Raw genomic sequence first — 18,456 nt, 5'->3', positions numbered from 1 at the left:
CTCTTCAATTATTAATTTCTTAAATATCCATCCCACTAAGCTTTGATCTATAAGGGAATTTAGAAATGATCTTTAATTCAATCCCCAATAAAATTAACATCTCATCCCTATTTTCATTTCTTAACATGGCCCCTGTCTTTGGTATGATTTTGGTTTTTTTGAGCCAATTTTATTGTTATCGCTTTCACGGTTTAGTAAAATATGCCATACATGAGTGTCACTTCACCCAGTCACACGGTGAAAGTTTCATTCCAGTGAATCTCCCTCGGAAAGGAGGGAAATAACCTCCCCTAATTTCTAACGTCTAATCCTACTCCAAGATGAATTCATTCTTAGTGGAGTCTTCATGCATCTAACAACAATGTTAATCCGTCTCGTCTGTTGCCCCGCCTGCAGAGCTGAACAACGATGTCGGCGTACACACTGCATTTCTTTCCCCCGATTTCATACATAAGAACTCCTTACAGCATACTCTATCGGGCCATTCCATTTATCCCTAAAAGGAGAGGTTCAATTTATGAAGAAAACATTGTCTCTGGCTGCGGCCATCTGCTCTCTTACCCTTGTTGCACCTGCGTTTCAAGCCGATCATACGGCTTCTGCTGCATCCTCCAGCACGTCTGTTCCGACTGCTGAAGCAGTATCGGCTGCAAAGGCTGATCTTGCACATGATCTATCTGTATTTGGTAAAGATCTAGATGGTTTGCCACTTACTGCAGATTCATATAATGGCGGCGTCGCTCCAATTGGAAACAAAGCATTTGCTGTTATGGCTGACAAGAAATCCACTTCCCTCATGGCAGCAAGCCGTTATGGAAAGGGACGTGTAGTGGCAATTGGCGCGGAAGGTTTTTTTAATTTCAAAGAGGCAGATAAGCCGCAGAGTGCTGCTCGCGTTGCAAGGAATACCCTGATGTGGTTAACAGATGACCTCAGCCTTAGTTATGAGAAAGCGCTTACCGGAAAAGGTCGCATTCCCATTCTAACCAAAAGCGCTGATTTCTCAGCACAACCAGCTCTCCCGATTGATGTGACGAAGATTGCATCTTGGTCTGACAAAGATAAGGACGGGAAATCTATCCTTGATCCCGCTAAGTATCCGGTTGCCCACATCGATTATGCTTATATTTCGAAGGATGAAGCTTCAATTCTTTTGGACTATATAAAAAAGGGTGGCCGGCTTGCAGTTGCACTCAAGGGTTGGGTATTGGAGCAGTATCCGGATCGTGCGATTGGTAAGGACTCCGCATCCCTAGGCAGCGACTATCCGCTGCAGCAGCTTCTAAACAATGTGGGACTTTCGCTAATGAATAATATGGCTACGCAGTGGAACGGAACGGCGCCTCTCCTAACACCTGCAGAATCTGCTAATTACGAACTGGGACATCTGTTGTCCATCGCCAAAGATATTGAAGCCGGAAAGACTTCAATCGATAAAGCAGCTATCGGCTTTTCTGGCTCATCCGAGACAGAGAAGAAGTCTATTCTAACCTCTTCTCTAGTCGCTTCTCTTGGGCCGATGACTCATAGTTCTCCACTCTATAAACAGGTTTTGAAGGATTCGAATAAGCTGTCTGACATCACGCTTCCATTTGACAATTCCTCCAAACCTTATAGTGGTGCTCTCCTGCCTCTGTTGCTAGAGCGTACTTTGAATGATTCAAGCGGCGCTAAATCGCCATTTGCAGATGCTTTCCCTGGTTCAGTACCTAGTAGTGCCCAGCCCGTCGTTAACCAGAAAGTCGAAATCAATTTTGACTTCTCGACCTTCAGTTCCCTTCGTCAGCTGTACACTCCTAAAGGTTGGGTCAGCACCGGACTTTATGCCGATCCTGGAAAGACCATTACAGTGAATGTTCCGGAAGGGGTTACCGATCTGGATGTTCAGATTGGGGCTCATACGGATAGCTTAAGTAGTTTAAGCATGGATCAGTGGTCACGTGCACCTGTAGTTGTTAAACGGGAAACACTGAAGCCGGGTATTAACAAGATTACAAGTCCTTATGGTGGCCTTGTTTATCTGATTCCTACTAAAGCCACTCCTTCGAAGACAACAACGGTAACGATCGATGGTGGGTATAAAGCTCCTTACTTTGTACTAGGCGAGACAAGTGTGAGCGAATGGAAAAATACGATTCGGAATTACCCCGCGCCATGGGCTGAGCTACAATCAGATCGTATCATTATGACCGTACCGACCAGCTTCATCTGCGATCTTGATAATCCAGATGAAGTACTGAAGAAGTGGGATGAGATGTTTGCTCAGTTCGATGAGATGGTGGGACTTAAACCAGATGCGAATGAACCGCATAAAAGTGTCAATCTCCCGTTTCGCTTCGTTGGCGACAATCAGATCAGTGCGGGATTTATGCACGCGGGTTATCCGATCATGTTCTTTAGTGAATTTTCAGCCAAGGATGCAGTGACTGTTGAAGGAATTACACGGCTATCTGGCTGGGGCTGGTGGCATGAAACGGGTCATGAATACCAACAACATCCATGGACTTGGGGTCAAATTACCGAAGCGACGGTCAATCTGTTCTCATTACGTGCACAGGATCATTTCAAAAACTCATCTCGTCTCCTACTGAAACGAAACGATGGGACAACTGTTTATGATAAAGCGTTTGCCTACATAAACAAACCAGATGCCGAAAAAGACTTTAACAGTGACCAGATAGATGTGTGGTCCAGACTTGTAATGTTCCGCCAGCTGCAACTTGCATATGGATGGGACTTCTATACGGAGTTGTTTACCGCTGTGAGAGATTTGCCTGAAGCAAATATTCCTAAAGATGACCAAGGTGAGATGGATCTCTTTGTCGTTAAAGCTGCAGAAATTTCCGGTCATAATCTTCTAGAGTTTTTTGATAAATGGGGCTTGAAATATACCGATGCTGCGAAGAACAAAGTGATGGGCATGAATTTGCCTGCTCCGGACCAAAAATTATGGACACTGAAAGAAAGCAGTCTGATCACAGGACCAGAAACTACAAGCGCAGCAGCGCAGGATACGGTCAAAATTCCTTTTGAGTTAGCCAGAGAAGTGAAGGAAATCAATGTCCAGATTGATCAGACCAAAGTTGAGGGACTAATCACAGGCAACACAATAACACTTATCCCATCCAAACTTAGTCTTACCAAAGGTGAGCACCGTATATATTTGAGCGCGACGGACACGAACGGTGTCACCGAAACAGCTACGTTCTCTCTTAACGTTAAGTAATTATCTCAGTTCCAAATCGAATATAATTGACTGGTATGATCCCCTCGTGGTAGACAGTGGAAAAAGAGATCATTTTAGAATGAACTCATCACTGTAGACTTGAGGGGATTTTTCGTATGGCATGCTGGAAAGGACAAACCTTCAATCGGTGTAGTACATTATGTTTTGGATTATCGTTGTTTGAATTTACGATCGAAATTTGAGATCATCTTTTATTTTCCTTTTAGACCTAATTTGTAATGAGGTAACGTAAAAATTTGATTTCGTGTGTATGACCTAAGGTACGTATTTTGAATTTTATTTCTGTTGTGAATTTTTCATATAGTGTATTTTTCATGTTGTTGTTTGTCACAAGATAAATCTATCCAAGAATACAGCAGATCGGATCGCTGTTTCTTGTAAAGTCGCACCGCAAAAAAACATTCACATAATGTTCACTTATGAAGACCATACATCAATCTATATAATTGCAAAGGTATCAAAGAAAGGATGATGAACGTGCCCACAACGAAAAAAGAGAATTTTTATTTTGGATTAATGATGTGTGTAGGTATGGTGATCTTTATGACCTCCTACAACCTCATTACCAATGATTTGATTGGAAAGATATCTTGGAAAGGAATACTATTACAATTGATTCTAGGCTTTATCGTTGCCCTTTTACTGGAATCATTTATTGTAGGTCCAATCGCTAAGAAAATCGCCCTGTCATTACCGTTCGACAAATCTAATAAAGTTGTATTTATTCTCTCTCTCTCTTTATGTATGGTCTGCGGTATGGTAGTCTGTATGTCTCTGTTTGGACTAGTGTCTGCTTACTTGGCTAATAGCTTAGTTAGTGAACCCTTGATTAATAGCTATCTATCAATACTTTTAAAAAACTTCGTGTTCGCTTTACCCTTACAACTGCTCATCATAGGACCTGTTGTGCGGTTCTTATTTAGTAAATTCGTTAAAGGTAATGTGGTGAAGGAAGCTATACCTCAATAGAACTTATCAAATAGATTCAGACATGAATACAAGTTCTTATCTTCCTATATGATATGAACTTATATCCTTGAATTAAAAATAACCGCATATCATGCGGTTATTTTTTGAATAATCTCTTTATTTTCTTAAGTTTCGTCTCTAGTTCACTTATCCCACGCTGTGATAATCTCTTCTTTCCGTTCTTTCAGCAGTTCCTCTTTATCATCCCGATAGAAGAGATTATACGTATCAAAAGGAATCATTCGACCATCTGGATGGACGATATGTACGCATGACTTTTTGACAGATCGAACATCAAAATTGTGGGCATCTAGGAACTGCATGATGATTACTCGAAATACATTATTATAGGAAATCTGCTCCGGTACTGCAGCTAAAGGCAGACAGCAAAGCAGACTTTTTAATGAAAGTGCTGACGACTGAGGTGAATGGCCTGTAGACAACAGCTCAAACATTTTGTCTCGTATAACGGGATCTTGCTCGAATACAATTGTATTGCTATCTCCTTCAAGCAGGATTTCAGGATCGATCATTCTTGTCAGAGGGAGCACCTCACCGCCAAGCTTCAAGGCATACCCCATAGCTAAACAATCGGGATGGCAAGGAACTGGTAAAATATCTGCATCCTGAAACACTTCCGTCTGATTAATAATCATACGACGAACTTCACTTACCGTAAGCCGGTCGGTCGCTGGATCATACCCTTCTAGTCGTCCAGCAGCTTGAATCGGTTGAATGGTCACTCCGCGTACGGCTTTTTGCTGTAATCCATAGTTAATAATATCACCGATTTCACTGTCATTAAGCCCTTTCTTTACCGTAACGACTAGCGTGGTGGATATGTTAAATTCGTTCAGATGATCGATTGCCTGCTGGCGAATCCGGCGGAGATCAGCTCCCCGAAGTTCTTTAAGAACATGAGCTTCGAAGCTATCGAACTGTAGATAGATTTCAAATCCAGGCATATACTCCGATAGTCTCCGTGCAAATTCCCGATCCTGTGCAATTCGAACACCATTCGTATTCACCATAATATGCTTTATAGGACGGCTCTTGCACATATCTAGAATATCGAAAAAATCAGGATGTGTAGTCGGCTCTCCCCCACTGATCTGCACAATATCCGGCTCTCCTTCATTCTCCACAATCCGGTCGAGCATGAACTCAATCTGGGAAAGTGACCTATAAGATGTACGGTGAGGCGAGGATTCCGCGAAACAAATCGGACATTGCAGATTGCAATGATCCGTTATTTCCAGCAGTGTGAGACAGCTATGCTGCTCATGATCCGGACAAAGACCGCAATCGTAGGGGCAACCGTAACGAATCGGCGTATTCCAAACCAATGGCATTTCTGAAGGCTTAATAAACCGCCTGGTTTGATGATAGTAATCAACTTCCGTCGAGATCAGCACTTTTTCAGGGCCGTGAACAAGGCATCTTTTGAGCATATAGATCTTGCCATTCTCTTCTATAATCTTCGCTTCCACTTTCCTATAACATGTTGTACAAATACTGTTCGTCAGTTCATGGTACAGATATGGTCGGTTTGGCATGACTTAGCGCTCCTTATTAACTTGGAATTTGAGAATGCGGAATAGAGGGCCTTTGTTTATATCTATTGACAATCAGCAGAGAATAGTAGATTATACCGGCAATACAAGCAAGCTGAATATTATTCAATCCGAGATATGGATGTGGTGTAGGCTTAATCCATTCAATACATAGACGGAATAATAAATATGCTGTCATAAACGACTGAAACATTGTGCCAGATACGTATGCCCCATGTCGGTTAAGGCTACGATGACGATATATCGGTATTAAGAGAAGTGAAAGTATGATCAGGAACAGAATCTCATACAATTGTGTGGGATGACGATATACTCCATCTCCAAAATTCACACCCGTAATCCAATTTGTTGGCGTACCATACGTATGGTCATCCAATCCAGTCATGAAACAACCGATTCTGCCCAGAACTAACCCAAGAATGAGCGGATATACAAAATCATCACCGGTAGACTTCTTCCATCCGACCCAGCGTTTTGTTAGTTCTACCCCGATCAACCCTCCTAAGAGACCACCGACAATGGTTTTTCCGCCCCACAACAGATGGAATTGGCTTAGCTGCTCCCATGTGGCAGCAGGATCCTCCAGCCAGAATAAGAGCTTAGCACCAATGGCTGCCCCCGCTATTATGCCAGCGAGAATTTGAAGGCTCATCAGTTTAGACATACCACTCGGCTGACGAGTCCACAAATATACTCGAAATCCAATGAAATAGGCTAGTGATTCAAACAACACATGCGGGTGAATTCGCCATGAACCGAGATATAAGTAAATTGGAAATTCCATATATGGTGCTCCTTAAAAAATCTATACTTAATATGAAAAAAACATTGCCCCACATATCGTGATCAATAGTAATGCTAGACCTCCAAGAATGGCGAGTAAGGAGACAGCAATTGTCCAAAATGCGCTTTTGGGTTGCTTTGGACCTGATGGACCATAAGGAACAACACCACAGCTGTGCTGGCAACGTCCTGATTCTGGATCATAACATGACAGACATAAAGGCTTTCCGCAACGTGTGCACTGTGCAATCGATGTTTCATTGGGGTGATTCATACAACGATAGGCTTCCATACATCCACCTCACTTGTTAATTCATACATATATTTCATTGTAAACGTTATTATCCATTTAGGCTATGACTGATGCGTTGTACACATGCTTCAAAATAGATTAACAAATTCACACAAGAAACAAGACTGCCGAGGATCCGCAGCCTTGTTTGTAAGAGTTTTACCTTCGTATTATTCTGAAGCCATGGCAACGGCCTTTGTTGCATGAACCGTGCCACGAGCATGCTGAGGTGGTGCATAAATCACATATACTTTTAATGGCTTTCTACCTGTATTTGTTACATTATGCCAAGTTCCAGCAGGTACCATAATGGCATAACCTTCAGAGACTTTTTCTTCGAAATCCAAATTCTCCTTACTCTTTCCCATCTGAACAAGTCCGTTGCCTTCCTCAATCCGAATGAACTGATCAGTTGTTGGATGTATTTCTAAACCGATATCCTCTCCAGCTTTGATGCTCATTAATGTAACTTGTAGATGCTCCCCTGTCCAAAGAGCCGTCCGATAATTGTTGTTGTCCTCCGTAAGCTCCTCAATGTTGACTACAGCCGGATTAGGTCCTAAATCTTTAATGGTTTCTTTATTCAAATCACTTAATCTTGAAGTATGTTCCATTTCATCACAAAAAGCACGTAAAAACACATTTTGGATAACAGGATTCTGGGAAAGAGAAGAATATTGCCGATAAGCTTCATAATTTTCAATGCCAGCATCATGTGCTTTTTTCAATCCATCTTGATAATTATTACAACTTACCTCATCAATTTGATATTGAGGCTGTTTTCCTGTCAGTGAGGCGTAAAGATTAGCAAATTGATTAATTTGCCAATTTTTAGTTTCTAATACCTGAATAATATTTCTCCTATGGTTCTCATCGGGTGATAGATTGGCTAATTGATTGTAGAGAGCAATAGCAGATGCTTCACGTTTAATGCCTGCGTAAATGGCTTCAACGACTTGTTCTGTCATTTGTTGCTGGTTTCTTACTGAGTCATTTGTTGGATACATGGGCACATACCCAGGAGTAAAATACGGAGAATGTGGATACGCATTTGGAACAAAGTACATTCATGGTCATTCCCTTCATAGAACATTATGAAAACATCATATGCCCACGCCCAGAGAACGTGCCCAATAAATCTCCTTCCTAAAATGCATAACTAAAACCTTGTCCAATTTGCTTCCGATTCTATTCCATATATAATCAGTATAGTAATATTTTGAGTTGTCAGAGAGAGGAGCTAAGAAGATGGATCAACGTATCGACCTCCAACCTGAAGAATTACAGCAGATTGCAAAAGAATTCTTCCAAGCCACACAGAACGGTCATGGCATCATTCAACAGTTAAACAAGGTGATTAACGAATCAGAAGGTCAGTGGGAAGGCGAACGACAGAAGGAGTTTTACCACAGGATTCAAGAAAGTCTGTCCTCTATACAATCGTATCTAAACGGGTTGCAAGAAACCGGTACGAAGCTTCATCAGACCGCTTCACGTTTTGCAGAGGCGGATCAATCACGCTGAAGAAATCACCTATCATTAACATATTAATCTCTCGCCTTTTGTCCCCCAATTTCTCGATACTATACTGACTCCGGTAGGAAATTGGGGAACAAAGGTGAAGTTATTCATCGGAGTAATCGGTCCATCCCCTTTTCCCCATGCTTATGAATTAAGAAGTCGAGCGTTGAACTGTTCTTCCTCCTCATCTACATATCCTGTAAAAATCACTTCTTCAATATCGGTATGGTTAAAGCCATAAGTGTAATCAGGATTGATGTACCCTTCTGGATAGAGGCATCCGATATAGTCAAATGATCGAGGTGGATCGGTCAACATCGTTTGTTTTCTTCCGTAAACCACAAGCTTCTTCGTGCCTTCTCTCAGTCGTACGATTGATCCGTTGGGAAGAAACATTTCGGGATTACTCAATCTAAGATACCTCCTTTATTTACGTTGCACATGTGTTTTGTCTTGGACTCGTCTTAGCCAGTAGTAACGGTGTATCTCCAGAATAAAATGAAACACAATAAAAGCTAGCATCGCATAAACGCACATCAATACAATCGTGACCGTCTCACAATTTACGAACATCAATGAAAGATTGGCCAGCAGATACCCAAGTCCAGTGACTACAGTTAGCGATAAGGTAGACATACCGGATCGTTTTTGACGACCATCTCTAGGTTTTTTTAGCTGCTGAACATGTGATCTAATATACGAATAGAGCGCAAATCCATAAGCGGCAAAAGATCCAATGGCATACCAAGGAGTATTGAATTGAAGAACCGAATAGGCGAACTTCTGGGTCACGATTAAAAATCCTAAAGAACAGACTATGCCAAATACGCCTCGAAATAATACATAATTAAGCCGCAGCTTCTTAGGAGCAATAGTGAGTGCTAGTGCCCAGAGGTTCATTATTGCAAGAGGTGGAAGAAGAACATAGGCATAGGACGATTCGTACGGCACACTAAATACAGGAACGGCTATGAATAGGTTGAGAAAAAACATAACCAATATGCTCACATTTAATCTAATACCATCGACAGGATATAAAGAGAGGTAAGATTCGAATGCTTTTCGGTCATACTCCTTCTCTTGCCCGAATGGACTGTTCTCATGGGAAAGCTGCTGTTTCGCCATTATTTAAACCATCCCGAAACGGTAGACCATGCGCTTTTGGCACCATGCTTAATGACGTCTTTCAAAGAATCATCCTGTCCATCATGATCCAGATCCATGTCCAATTTAATGCCCTCCGCAAGATAAGTTAATCCTACCGACACGCCGAAACCTACAGCACCCACAGCAAGTACAGGCGCAGCTGCAGGCATAATAGCTGCGGTAAGGAGCGTAGCACCAACCGTAGTCGCTCCTCCAACAACAACATTCCCGATAATATCTCCAGCTATTTTGTCAGTCGATGCATGGTTGTCTATATTTTCTTTGGTATCCGTAAATACATCAATGCCTACACTCGCCCAGCCAAGCTTATCCTTTAATGCAGACTTTGCTCCATACATCGGGTCGGCCATCGCAGCGATTTCTTTAATCTTAGGGGACGCAGTTCCATTAGCTAATTTGGCTTCAATATCATGAAGATAGTAGATTTTATAATCCCTCGGCCTTCCATTCACAGTCGGATTTAATCTAACCGAGTCATAGCTATCTCGTATGAGAATTCGCGGAGTTCGTCGATCAAGCTGCTGCTTAACCATGAAACCATTATGTACTTTGTATCCCAATCGAGCTACTGCAGTAGCCCCAAGAACCGTTCCTGTAATATTACCTATTCCATCGATTGGTGCCATCGGATTAAATCCTGTAACACCTATACCTCCACCTGATTGATCCTCCTGTTCAAACTTTTCCCGTGTTGTCCGAGCAAAGGTCGCAAGTTGCTGCATGTTCTGGGATGCAGATTGGAAATTACGTTGGTGGGCTTGATATAAGCCCATAATATCCGAACGACTCGATGATTGCCATGTAGCTCTCTGTAAGGAATTTTGGAGTGTCACATCAACTTGTTGCAGATGCTGCGATACTTGCTCCAGCTGCTGAACCAGCGTATTCAGATACTCCGATTTCATGACGATTTGTGTCAATGTTTACCTTTCCTTTCTATATAAAATTCAAATCACCTGAGAGCAAATATAGATAAAGTACGTGTGGTCATTAGATAAAAACTTTGAATAAGCTCAGGCTCTGTAACTTGAAAACCCCGAATCATTACATCCTGATCCTGAATGAATATCCAATGTCCAGCAGGACTACCTATATAATACGTCTTCTGAGATTGGATATCGGTTCCGCGTATATAAAAATCCAACGCACCCCATTGATATAACGAACGACACGACTCTATTAAAGAACACATAGCTAACTCATCTGCAAGGTCATCTTTTAACAAAATGGTCTCATATACGCCACCATCCTTCAGGCCAAACTGAGTGTGAAGATCTTTAAAAGTCTGGGGTTGTAATTGAATATTATAGGAGTTATTCTCAGAGCCTGGTAGCACCATAAGTTCTCCAAGCCTAAATACCATCTCTTCAACCCCCTCCACCAAGGATGTGAAGATAACATCTCCTGTATCTGAGCTAAATCTCATTTCCACGACCTGTGAACCGGATATGAATGCATATGTTATCGAAGTTTTACTTGTAAGGTCCAGTACGTGGAATCGAGATACTACACTACTGTACTTACAAGTCTTTAGAAGCTCTAATAACTCGGATTTGATAATGATTTGCTTTCCTTCTAATTGGACTAACCCTGCCTTCTCAAGCTCTCCCATTACTTTCACTGTTGATGATTCATCTAAAATCCATTTTTCTTCCATTTCACAAAATTCTTCATACAATGACTGTCCTTCAGGAATTTCCATGAGTTGAAACAATAAGACTGCTTCGATCGCTGTTAGTCGCACAGAAATCAATGTCGACACGAACATGTCCCCTTCCACTAAGTTACACAGGACCCAATTAGAGTCGATTCAATTTATTGTATGAATAAACGGAGTCAGACTCAATCACTCAAATCTCCCATGTCAATGGCCCTATATTTTTATGACAATCTCGTATATCCAGTCCTAAAGACATCTATTATTAACACAAAAAGACTCTATAGAAGCAGCTAGTGTTATAACATAAATACTAGTACTCAATAGAGCCTTTTTGTATGAAGACCATGATTAATTCACTTGGCTGAAGTAGAAATCCTGGTTACACTTTATCCGCAATTATTGTATAGAATTCTGGATATCTTGGATCCCTGTTGCCTGGTATTTCTTCCATGATTCGAATGAATAGCCCTGCTGTCCCAATTGCTGTAATAATATCCCCCATTGTCCAGCTTCGAGTCAAAACCTTATTTAATTCAGATCGTTCTTCCTCAGGTAGTATGTTATTAAAAGCCACCTCCACTTCCTGAATACGATCATCGAAATAGTTAGCTGTAGGATTCTTAAGATTGTTCGTATGTAAGGAGGCCCTCGCAAAAGGATGGAAGTCCGTCAAGATGAAGCGGCCGTTAGTTCCTAATCTACGACGAACTACAGAGAATATAGCATTAAGATCTGTAAAATAATGCAGTACCCCAAATTCCATCAAGACGATGTCATACTCACCTAATATCTCTTCATTAGGAATATGTAAGGCGTCAGCACAAATATAATTAATATTCACACCAGCGGCGGCTGCAGTTTCCAAGGAGTACTTTCGATTTTCTTCCGAAATATCTACCACCGTAACCTCAGAACCGAGCAATGCTAAGGAGATAGCTTTTCGACCATGTGAACCTAGGAGATTTAAAATACACTTACCTGAAGGATTGCCTACGTACTTAAGCCAGTAACGTAAATGATGCATATGATTCTGCTGTAGCTCTATTGCCAATTCCTCGGGTGTACCGTAAGCTTGAACCCAAGCTTGATACGCTTTATTCTCCCAAGCAATCTTGTTCACAGTAGCTAGTTTATCTTGCATACACATACCTCCTCTTTTCAAAAGTAGATAATAGCTTATTTATAGTACCATTAAACAACAAAAACACCACATCGTTGGTGGTGTTTTTGTTCCTATGTCAATATAACAAAATAGTTAACAGACTCAGTACAACGTCTCCAATTCTTCAATTAGTGAACCTACATAGGCCGCCGCTTTACGAATAGGATCGGGCTGTGACATATCAACACCGGCTAACTTCATCAAATCAAGCGGGCTCATTGAGCCTCCGGCTTTAAGCACTTCCAGCCAGCGATCCACGGCAGGCTGACCTTCTTCACGTATGAGCTGGGCTACAGCAGTGGAAGCCGTAAGACCTGCTGCATATGTGTATGGGTACAAGCTCATATAGTAATGCGGTTGACGCATCCAAGTTAACTTCGCATCATCATCGATCACCACGTCTTCTCCCCAGAAGGATGACAAGATATCCCCTTTCAATTCACACATCTTCACAGCAGTGATTGGTACATTCTGCATCGCAAGATCATACACCCGCCGTTGAAGCTCTCCTTCAAGTAAATGCGTGACAAAGTTATGGAAGTAAGTACCTAGCAACTGGGAAATGACCCAACGCCGCATTCTTGGATCATTAGAACGTGACAGCAAATGATCGGCAAGAAGCAGTTCATTCATTGTTGAAGGTGCCTCTATGAAGTACATAGATGGTCTATTGTTCGTCAATCGCTGATATTTATCAGCCAGCATGAGATGCCCGGCGTGACCCACTTCATGAGCAAGTGTAAAGGCCCCTCTCATGTTATCTGCCCAGCTAATTAGGATATAAGAATGGACTCCTGGAATCGACATACAGAATGCACCGGTTCTCTTTCCTGCATTATCGGCATAATCAACCCAGCGATTAGTAAATGCATCCGAAACGATTTCTCCATATTCCGGGCCAAGAATGCTTAAAGCTTCCTTAATTAGCTCCCCAGCTTCTTGAAATGAGATCGTGGGACTAAACTCAGGGTCAAGCGGGGCCTTCAAATCCGCAAATGTCATTTCATCTAACTGAAGAACCCGCTTCTTAAGTGCAGCATATTTCCGCATATGTGGTGCAAGCTCTTTCTGTAAAATATCTAAAATATTATTGTACATATCAGGTGTTACTTGTTGCGGAGTCAAGAGCATATCCGTGACAGAATCATAACCTCTTAAGCGTGATTCAATCACCTGCCTCTTCACTTCAGTTCCGTAGGTTTCAGCAAATGTATTACGGTATTTATGTAGTGTGTCGCTAAAAGCTTTAAATGCATTTCGGCGAAGATTTGTATCGGGTGATTCAACATATTTATTTTCATACAATGCAAACGATACAGGGACTTCTTCTCCTTGACCATTTACAGCTGAAGGGAATGTCATATCTGCCAACTTACTTCGTTCATAAATTCGATATGGGGCACCGAGAACTTCTCCTAGAGAAGCGAGGACCTTTTCCGTTTCAGCAGATAATCGATGAGCCTTCGTCTGCAAGAGCAGTCCTAGACTTCGCTCAAACACCTGAAGTTCAGGTTGCTCTTGTATGTACTGTTCAATCGTTCCATCTGGCAATGCGATAATCTCAGATTTAATAAAAGAAAGAGCAGAGCTAACCATGGATGATAGATCTCGCGCTTTTGCCCCATTCATTTGATTCTCAGGACTAATACTGTCTCCCGATTGATGAAGATAGGCATACGCACCAACAAGATTGAGTCTGCGCTGTAAGTTCTCCTGTGCTAAAAGGCAAGCTAACAGCGTATCTGCACCTTCCGTAAGTCTGCCCTCATACTGTGTAACGGTAGAAACATCTTTCTGAACAGCGAGAAATTCCGCTTCCCAAGCTTCCTTCGTTTCAAAGATATCATTCAAATTCCATGTTGTTTCAGTAGCCACTTCAGCACGGGTGATTATTTTTGACATTCGAAGAACACCTCTCCCTTGAGATTAATTGACCAATGTATAACACCAATAAATCCCATTGTATCATAGATGAGGATGTCTTTAGTTCCCCGAATTGGCTGAATCGGAAAGTTCTTCATTTGATATGATAAAAGTGATACATTCCCTACAGTCCTTCTCTAATTAATTCCCTAGCCAATTGAATCAGCTGATCAAATGATAGTCGGTTTCCTCCATAGGTAGACACCGTATAATAAGCATCTTGCGTTTCATTATACCAATTCAGATAATGATAACTGACTGCTTCTTTTTGAACATTGTTGTAGATAATGTCCCTTCCCTCCACGGTGATTCGCTCAACATTGTTCTCTGGTTCCTGTTCAACTTGTACGTTACCTCCATCTAGTAGAATCGCAGAGATTCCGATATGCGCTTTTCCTTTTGTATATGTAGCATTTATAGCATTTGCTTTATTCCATGGAACTACCCTTGTAACTAAATCACCTTTGTCTAAATCTTTCGCTTGATTAAACAGCTCCCCCATTAGTTGCTTATAAAGACCGCTATCCTCCAAAGACTTCACTGTTGGATAACTGGGACTAACTGTCCCATGATCAAAAGAATATCCAATCACTGTTTTAGGAATCACTGGTGCGTTTGTCCTCTGCATCTCTTCAATAAAAACTGAATAATCAGATATGCGTAATGGCTTGTAAGCGAATTGTAGTTCTTTAGAAGAAACTTCAATATGCGATGCACCCTTAACATAATAAGCAATCAATTCACCTGGTTTGGCAGTATGAAGTGCCCGTCTTTCATACTTATTATTCACAGAGGTTTCATATATTTTTGGTTGTGGCTCTCCATGCTGTACTTTTACTACGCCCGATGAATTTCGAATTTGAATATACTCTGATGCTGCATATACCGTTATGGAACAAAATAATAGGGTAGCACATCCAGTAATCAGTGCTCTGCTCCATAGTCTCTTCTTCCCGAATCGCAACCCACTCGGTTGAATGTAATCGATGCGCTTCATTACCCGTTCAGTAAGATTAATTTTTGGAATTGATTCTTCAGATGCAACAGCCATCATAATATCCTCGTATTCATGATCGTTTCTTGTTCGTTGCAAGTAATCTCCTCCTTTATTGTCATCGCGACTCGTACTTTCTTTTTGATTCGATCCATGCGTTTGTGCAGAGCATTAGGGCTTATGTTAAGAATTTGACTCATTTCTACAAAAGACAACTGCTCAAATACACGCAGAACTAAAATATTTCTTTCTTCCAATGACAGTTTTTTGAGCGCTTCAGATAATGAGTAACTGTAAAGACGATCATCCAGTTCTTGTTCCGGACTTGCTGCTGCATCCTCTCGACTAAAAAAACGCATAACATGAATCTGTAAACGACGTCTTCGAATTAGATTTAGACAATGATTACAAGCAATACGATACAGCCACGCCGAGAAACTAACATCTTGCTTATACCGACATATGGACTGATAAGCTTTTACTAATACATCCTGAGCGGTATCCTCTGCATCTTGCTTATTCCTAAGCATATGGCAGCAATAACGATAGATTGGTTGTTGGAATGTTTCAACGATTTCAGCAAAACGATTCTTGTCCCCTTTTTGAACTTCAGTGATAACTACCTCAATATTCTGCCCATTCGGTATATTAAGTTGTGACGTTGTCCTCACCTCCCTTAGGTATCTATTTCTATAACACTTTGTTATTAAAAAAAGTGCCTTCAAAAATAAACACACACAAGTTTATATTGTTGCTTACATAAAAAAACCGCGATTATCGCGGTTTTTTTGCCATCCTGTTATCTATCGCTCTACCATATCGAACGAGGATGTTTCTTCATATTTTCTATCGTTATCGAATCAACCTTAATATCTAAACCCCGAAGCGCCATCAATACTGCGCCCGAGACAGCCGATAACTCTGATGGTGCAAATAGATATCGCTTATTCCTACCCAATTGCAATTTCTCGGTTAACTTAGACTTCATATATAAGCTATTAATTACACTTCCAATACCGGTTACCTTCACGCTATCGGACTCGAAGAATGCCCCGAGAATCTCTACGCCTACCATGATCTCATGTAAAGCTCTATCACATACTATCCTAGCCAACTGACTTCCCTCTTGAGCGGAGCTCGTAATAATCGGGGCCATCTGCCCAAATAACTTATTTCGTTCTTTTTCTTCCTCTATGAATCCCTTAGCTGCTAGGCTGCGAAGCTCGACCACAGACATTACATTCCAATAACGGAGAATATGCTCCACCATGGGTGCATCTGATAGATCCATATTTCCAGCCAATAATTCATAGGTTGCATTATAAGAGAGGAATCTAGCAGCACTTGCCGCATAATGATGGAAATCAATGTTACGATACTGCTTCTCCTGTTCAGTTATGGCAAGAATGATGGACCCTGTTCCTGAAACAATCACGATACCTGGCTCGCCCAAGAAGGCTCCAGCATGAGCAACAACGGAATCGTTCACATATGTTACTGGGCAATAGAGTCCATCAACTTCGGTTAAACGAGAAACCCATGGCAAGTCTAGCTCAGACTCATAACCCGCAATTCCTGCATACAACCCTTTCACTTGATCACCATGACAACCAGCTTCTTCGAGAGCCTTCTTAATCGCTTGCTGAACATTGATATGTGCATTACGATCTTTATGTATTGAGGATGCTCCACCTTCTGTATAGGACAAAATATGTCCGGTAAAATCGCTAACCATGACTCGTGTTTGCGATCCACCACCATCGATTCCAATCACGACTTCTCGAACCATTTCAAAGATCCTCCAGTCTTATCGAATCATAAATTCAACCATGTACTGTTTACGCATAACTTCGTATCCAATAGAACGATAAAGATGGACAGCACCTACATTATCCTCGAATACATTCAGGTAAACATCTGGCGACATGGCTCTTCCAGATCGTGTTAACTCTGTACAGATCTTCTTACCGTAGCCCTTCCTTCTCCAGGTAACATCTGTACCTATATTCCCCAATTCAACATAATCCTTACTGTATATGTGGTATCCTCCGATTGCAACCAAATTTTGTTCTTTCATCACACCATAGAATGGATAATTTAGCTCTTCCTTCGTAAACGCTAACGTATTCAATTCATTCATTTTCGACTCAATACACGCCGCGTGAGATGCGTCCAAGTGGATGATAGATTTGTCGAACGGTGGTAATGCATCCAGCTGGATATGTTTCATTAAAAGTAAGCATGATGGTGGTCTGACAATTTCAAGATGTGAAGCGATGTCTACCATTACCTCTTCATTAACGATAAAGCTACCAACCGTATCTTTGGGTAGATCTAGTTCTTCTTTCATATAAGAGAGTGTCGATTGAAGATCAAATGATTGATGAATTGGAAATAGCGAGAATGCATGAAATGGAAGTCCCTTTAAGTAAGCCAGTACACCAAGCAGTTCGCCTTGATCTGAATACTGTCCGAAGTGAACCGAGTTGTGCTGGCGTGATGTAAGATAAGAATAATACAAAAAATGCGCTTCTTTATCTATCGAGCTCAAAATAATATTTAAATCGGCTTGTGTTATTTCTCGAATCATAACAAAAATAACCCCTAACGATGTTTTGCTGCTGATAAGCTTGATGTGAGATCCTTTTCAAATACAGGGAAGCCCGCTACTCTTCCCGGATAATATACTTCACCTACCAAATCATAGCCTAATCCATGATATAGCTTTAATGCTGCAGCATTTTTAGAATAAGTATCAAGACGGATGCTTTTGTATCCGCCCTGAAGGGCGTACTCCTCTGCAAAAGCAACCAGTTTCCTTGCAATTCCTTGCCCCTGTGCTAGAGGGTCGACAGCGAGCCTATGCATGATCAAATGCGGCCCCTCCACCTGCTTCCAGTCGACAGTTTCAAAATGATCTTCTTGATTCTGATCCAGCACAATCATGCCAAGTATACGGCCATCGCCTATAGCAACAAACAATGCTTCGCGCTCCAAATCTTCACCAATCACATCTGGATTCGGATATTGATCGTCCCATTGATCACTTCCACCGTCTTGCATACCTTTAACACACCTTGAAATCATCTCCATAATGACATGAAGATCTTCACTGCGTCCTGTTCGAATTTCAATATTCACTTTAACACCTTCTACCTCTATTT

Annotated in this window: 18 protein-coding genes; 3 read left to right on the top strand and 15 right to left on the bottom strand. The window is 41.5% G+C overall.

Going from position 1 to position 18,456, the window contains the following annotated elements; translation table 11 throughout:
• The first annotated feature begins 517 nt into the window (after positions 1-517).
• Positions 518-3,226: a M60 family metallopeptidase gene (locus AC3WJJ_RS00925; RefSeq protein ID WP_492537174.1), complete on the top strand. Its 2,709-nt coding sequence runs from the start codon at positions 518-520 to the stop codon at positions 3,224-3,226.
• Between the two features lie 498 nt (positions 3,227-3,724).
• The gene (locus tag AC3WJJ_RS00920) at positions 3,725-4,216 is read left to right on the top strand and encodes a DUF2798 domain-containing protein (RefSeq protein ID WP_492537172.1); all 492 of its coding nucleotides are present in this window, start codon (positions 3,725-3,727) and stop codon (positions 4,214-4,216) included.
• A 143-nt stretch (positions 4,217-4,359) separates the two neighbouring features.
• On the opposite strand, the gene AC3WJJ_RS00915 is transcribed toward AC3WJJ_RS00920, so the two are convergent.
• The 4 genes from AC3WJJ_RS00915 to AC3WJJ_RS00900 form a co-directional block, all read right to left on the bottom strand.
• Positions 4,360-5,772, bottom strand: a complete 1,413-nt coding sequence (locus AC3WJJ_RS00915; RefSeq protein ID WP_492537170.1) for a radical SAM protein — start codon at positions 5,770-5,772, stop codon at positions 4,360-4,362.
• Between the two features lie 16 nt (positions 5,773-5,788).
• Complete coding sequence (locus AC3WJJ_RS00910) at positions 5,789-6,574, bottom strand: prolipoprotein diacylglyceryl transferase family protein (protein WP_492537168.1); 786 nt, start codon at positions 6,572-6,574, stop codon at positions 5,789-5,791.
• A 74-nt stretch (positions 6,575-6,648) separates the two neighbouring features.
• On the bottom strand, positions 6,649-6,834 hold the full coding sequence (locus AC3WJJ_RS00905; RefSeq protein WP_492537167.1) for a hypothetical protein: 186 nt from the start codon (positions 6,832-6,834) through the stop codon (positions 6,649-6,651).
• Positions 6,835-7,035: 201 nt separating this feature from the next.
• A complete protein-coding gene (locus AC3WJJ_RS00900; protein ID WP_492537165.1) occupies positions 7,036-7,833 on the bottom strand; it encodes a cupin domain-containing protein in 798 nt (265 codons plus the stop codon).
• Between the two features lie 280 nt (positions 7,834-8,113).
• On the opposite strand from AC3WJJ_RS00900, the gene AC3WJJ_RS00895 reads away from it, so the two are divergent.
• The gene (locus AC3WJJ_RS00895; protein WP_492537164.1) at positions 8,114-8,389 is read left to right on the top strand and encodes a WXG100 family type VII secretion target; all 276 of its coding nucleotides are present in this window, start codon (positions 8,114-8,116) and stop codon (positions 8,387-8,389) included.
• 141 nt (positions 8,390-8,530) lie between these two features.
• On the opposite strand, the gene AC3WJJ_RS00890 is transcribed toward AC3WJJ_RS00895, so the two are convergent.
• The 11 genes from AC3WJJ_RS00890 to AC3WJJ_RS00840 all read right to left on the bottom strand — a co-directional run bounded on the left by AC3WJJ_RS00890 (position 8,531) and on the right by AC3WJJ_RS00840 (position 18,433).
• On the bottom strand, positions 8,531-8,782 hold the full coding sequence (locus AC3WJJ_RS00890) for a DUF4176 domain-containing protein (RefSeq protein ID WP_492539526.1): 252 nt from the start codon (positions 8,780-8,782) through the stop codon (positions 8,531-8,533).
• A 30-nt stretch (positions 8,783-8,812) separates the two neighbouring features.
• Positions 8,813-9,511: a hypothetical protein gene (locus AC3WJJ_RS00885; protein ID WP_492537163.1), complete on the bottom strand. Its 699-nt coding sequence runs from the start codon at positions 9,509-9,511 to the stop codon at positions 8,813-8,815.
• Positions 9,511-10,473 carry a hypothetical protein gene (locus AC3WJJ_RS00880; RefSeq protein ID WP_492537162.1) on the bottom strand — a complete coding sequence of 321 codons (963 nt, stop codon included), beginning with the start codon at positions 10,471-10,473 and terminating at the stop codon, positions 9,511-9,513. Before AC3WJJ_RS00880 ends, AC3WJJ_RS00885 begins: the two co-directional genes overlap by 1 nt.
• A gap of 32 nt (positions 10,474-10,505) precedes the next feature.
• Complete coding sequence (locus AC3WJJ_RS00875; protein ID WP_492537160.1) at positions 10,506-11,315, bottom strand: hypothetical protein; 810 nt, start codon at positions 11,313-11,315, stop codon at positions 10,506-10,508.
• Between the two features lie 277 nt (positions 11,316-11,592).
• Positions 11,593-12,354 (bottom strand): class I SAM-dependent methyltransferase, encoded by a 762-nt coding sequence (locus AC3WJJ_RS00870; RefSeq protein ID WP_492537159.1) that lies wholly within the window; start codon positions 12,352-12,354, stop codon positions 11,593-11,595.
• A gap of 123 nt (positions 12,355-12,477) precedes the next feature.
• Positions 12,478-14,277: an oligoendopeptidase F gene (gene pepF / locus AC3WJJ_RS00865; protein ID WP_492537157.1), complete on the bottom strand. Its 1,800-nt coding sequence runs from the start codon at positions 14,275-14,277 to the stop codon at positions 12,478-12,480.
• 145 nt (positions 14,278-14,422) lie between these two features.
• Complete coding sequence (locus tag AC3WJJ_RS00860; protein ID WP_492537155.1) at positions 14,423-15,391, bottom strand: hypothetical protein; 969 nt, start codon at positions 15,389-15,391, stop codon at positions 14,423-14,425.
• Complete coding sequence (locus AC3WJJ_RS00855) at positions 15,349-15,963, bottom strand: RNA polymerase sigma factor (protein WP_492537153.1); 615 nt, start codon at positions 15,961-15,963, stop codon at positions 15,349-15,351. The genes AC3WJJ_RS00860 and AC3WJJ_RS00855 overlap by 43 nt, the downstream gene beginning before the upstream one ends.
• Before the next feature lie 140 nt (positions 15,964-16,103).
• A complete protein-coding gene (locus AC3WJJ_RS00850) occupies positions 16,104-17,081 on the bottom strand; it encodes an N-acetylglucosamine kinase (protein ID WP_492537151.1) in 978 nt (325 codons plus the stop codon).
• An 18-nt stretch (positions 17,082-17,099) separates the two neighbouring features.
• Positions 17,100-17,882 carry a GNAT family N-acetyltransferase gene (locus AC3WJJ_RS00845; protein ID WP_492537149.1) on the bottom strand — a complete coding sequence of 261 codons (783 nt, stop codon included), beginning with the start codon at positions 17,880-17,882 and terminating at the stop codon, positions 17,100-17,102.
• A 14-nt stretch (positions 17,883-17,896) separates the two neighbouring features.
• Positions 17,897-18,433 (bottom strand): GNAT family N-acetyltransferase, encoded by a 537-nt coding sequence (locus AC3WJJ_RS00840; RefSeq protein WP_492537147.1) that lies wholly within the window; start codon positions 18,431-18,433, stop codon positions 17,897-17,899.
• Positions 18,434-18,456 lie beyond the last annotated feature (23 nt).

This window comes from Paenibacillus sp. FW507-14B1B (assembly GCF_058781425.1).
The sequence above is the reverse complement of the archived record's forward strand: the minus strand, read 5'-3'. Positions and strand labels throughout refer to the sequence as shown.

What these genes read in the sequence shown, in the direction of transcription:
- pepF (WP_492537157.1), bottom strand. Translation starts at nt 14,277, where the DNA reads ATGTCAAAAATAATCACCCGTGCTGAAGTGGCTACTGAAACAACATGG.
- AC3WJJ_RS00900 (WP_492537165.1), bottom strand. Translation starts at nt 7,833, where the DNA reads ATGACAGAACAAGTCGTTGAAGCCATTTACGCAGGCATTAAACGTGAA.
- AC3WJJ_RS00890 (WP_492539526.1), bottom strand. Translation starts at nt 8,782, where the DNA reads ATGTTTCTTCCCAACGGATCAATCGTACGACTGAGAGAAGGCACGAAG.
- AC3WJJ_RS00850 (WP_492537151.1), bottom strand. Translation starts at nt 17,081, where the DNA reads ATGGTTCGAGAAGTCGTGATTGGAATCGATGGTGGTGGATCGCAAACA.
- AC3WJJ_RS00870 (WP_492537159.1), bottom strand. Translation starts at nt 12,354, where the DNA reads ATGCAAGATAAACTAGCTACTGTGAACAAGATTGCTTGGGAGAATAAA.
- AC3WJJ_RS00910 (WP_492537168.1), bottom strand. Translation starts at nt 6,574, where the DNA reads ATGGAATTTCCAATTTACTTATATCTCGGTTCATGGCGAATTCACCCG.
- AC3WJJ_RS00925 (WP_492537174.1), top strand. Translation starts at nt 518, where the DNA reads ATGAAGAAAACATTGTCTCTGGCTGCGGCCATCTGCTCTCTTACCCTT.
- AC3WJJ_RS00895 (WP_492537164.1), top strand. Translation starts at nt 8,114, where the DNA reads ATGGATCAACGTATCGACCTCCAACCTGAAGAATTACAGCAGATTGCA.
- AC3WJJ_RS00905 (WP_492537167.1), bottom strand. Translation starts at nt 6,834, where the DNA reads ATGAAACATCGATTGCACAGTGCACACGTTGCGGAAAGCCTTTATGTC.
- AC3WJJ_RS00885 (WP_492537163.1), bottom strand. Translation starts at nt 9,511, where the DNA reads ATGGCGAAACAGCAGCTTTCCCATGAGAACAGTCCATTCGGGCAAGAG.
- AC3WJJ_RS00845 (WP_492537149.1), bottom strand. Translation starts at nt 17,882, where the DNA reads ATGATTCGAGAAATAACACAAGCCGATTTAAATATTATTTTGAGCTCG.
- AC3WJJ_RS00915 (WP_492537170.1), bottom strand. Translation starts at nt 5,772, where the DNA reads ATGCCAAACCGACCATATCTGTACCATGAACTGACGAACAGTATTTGT.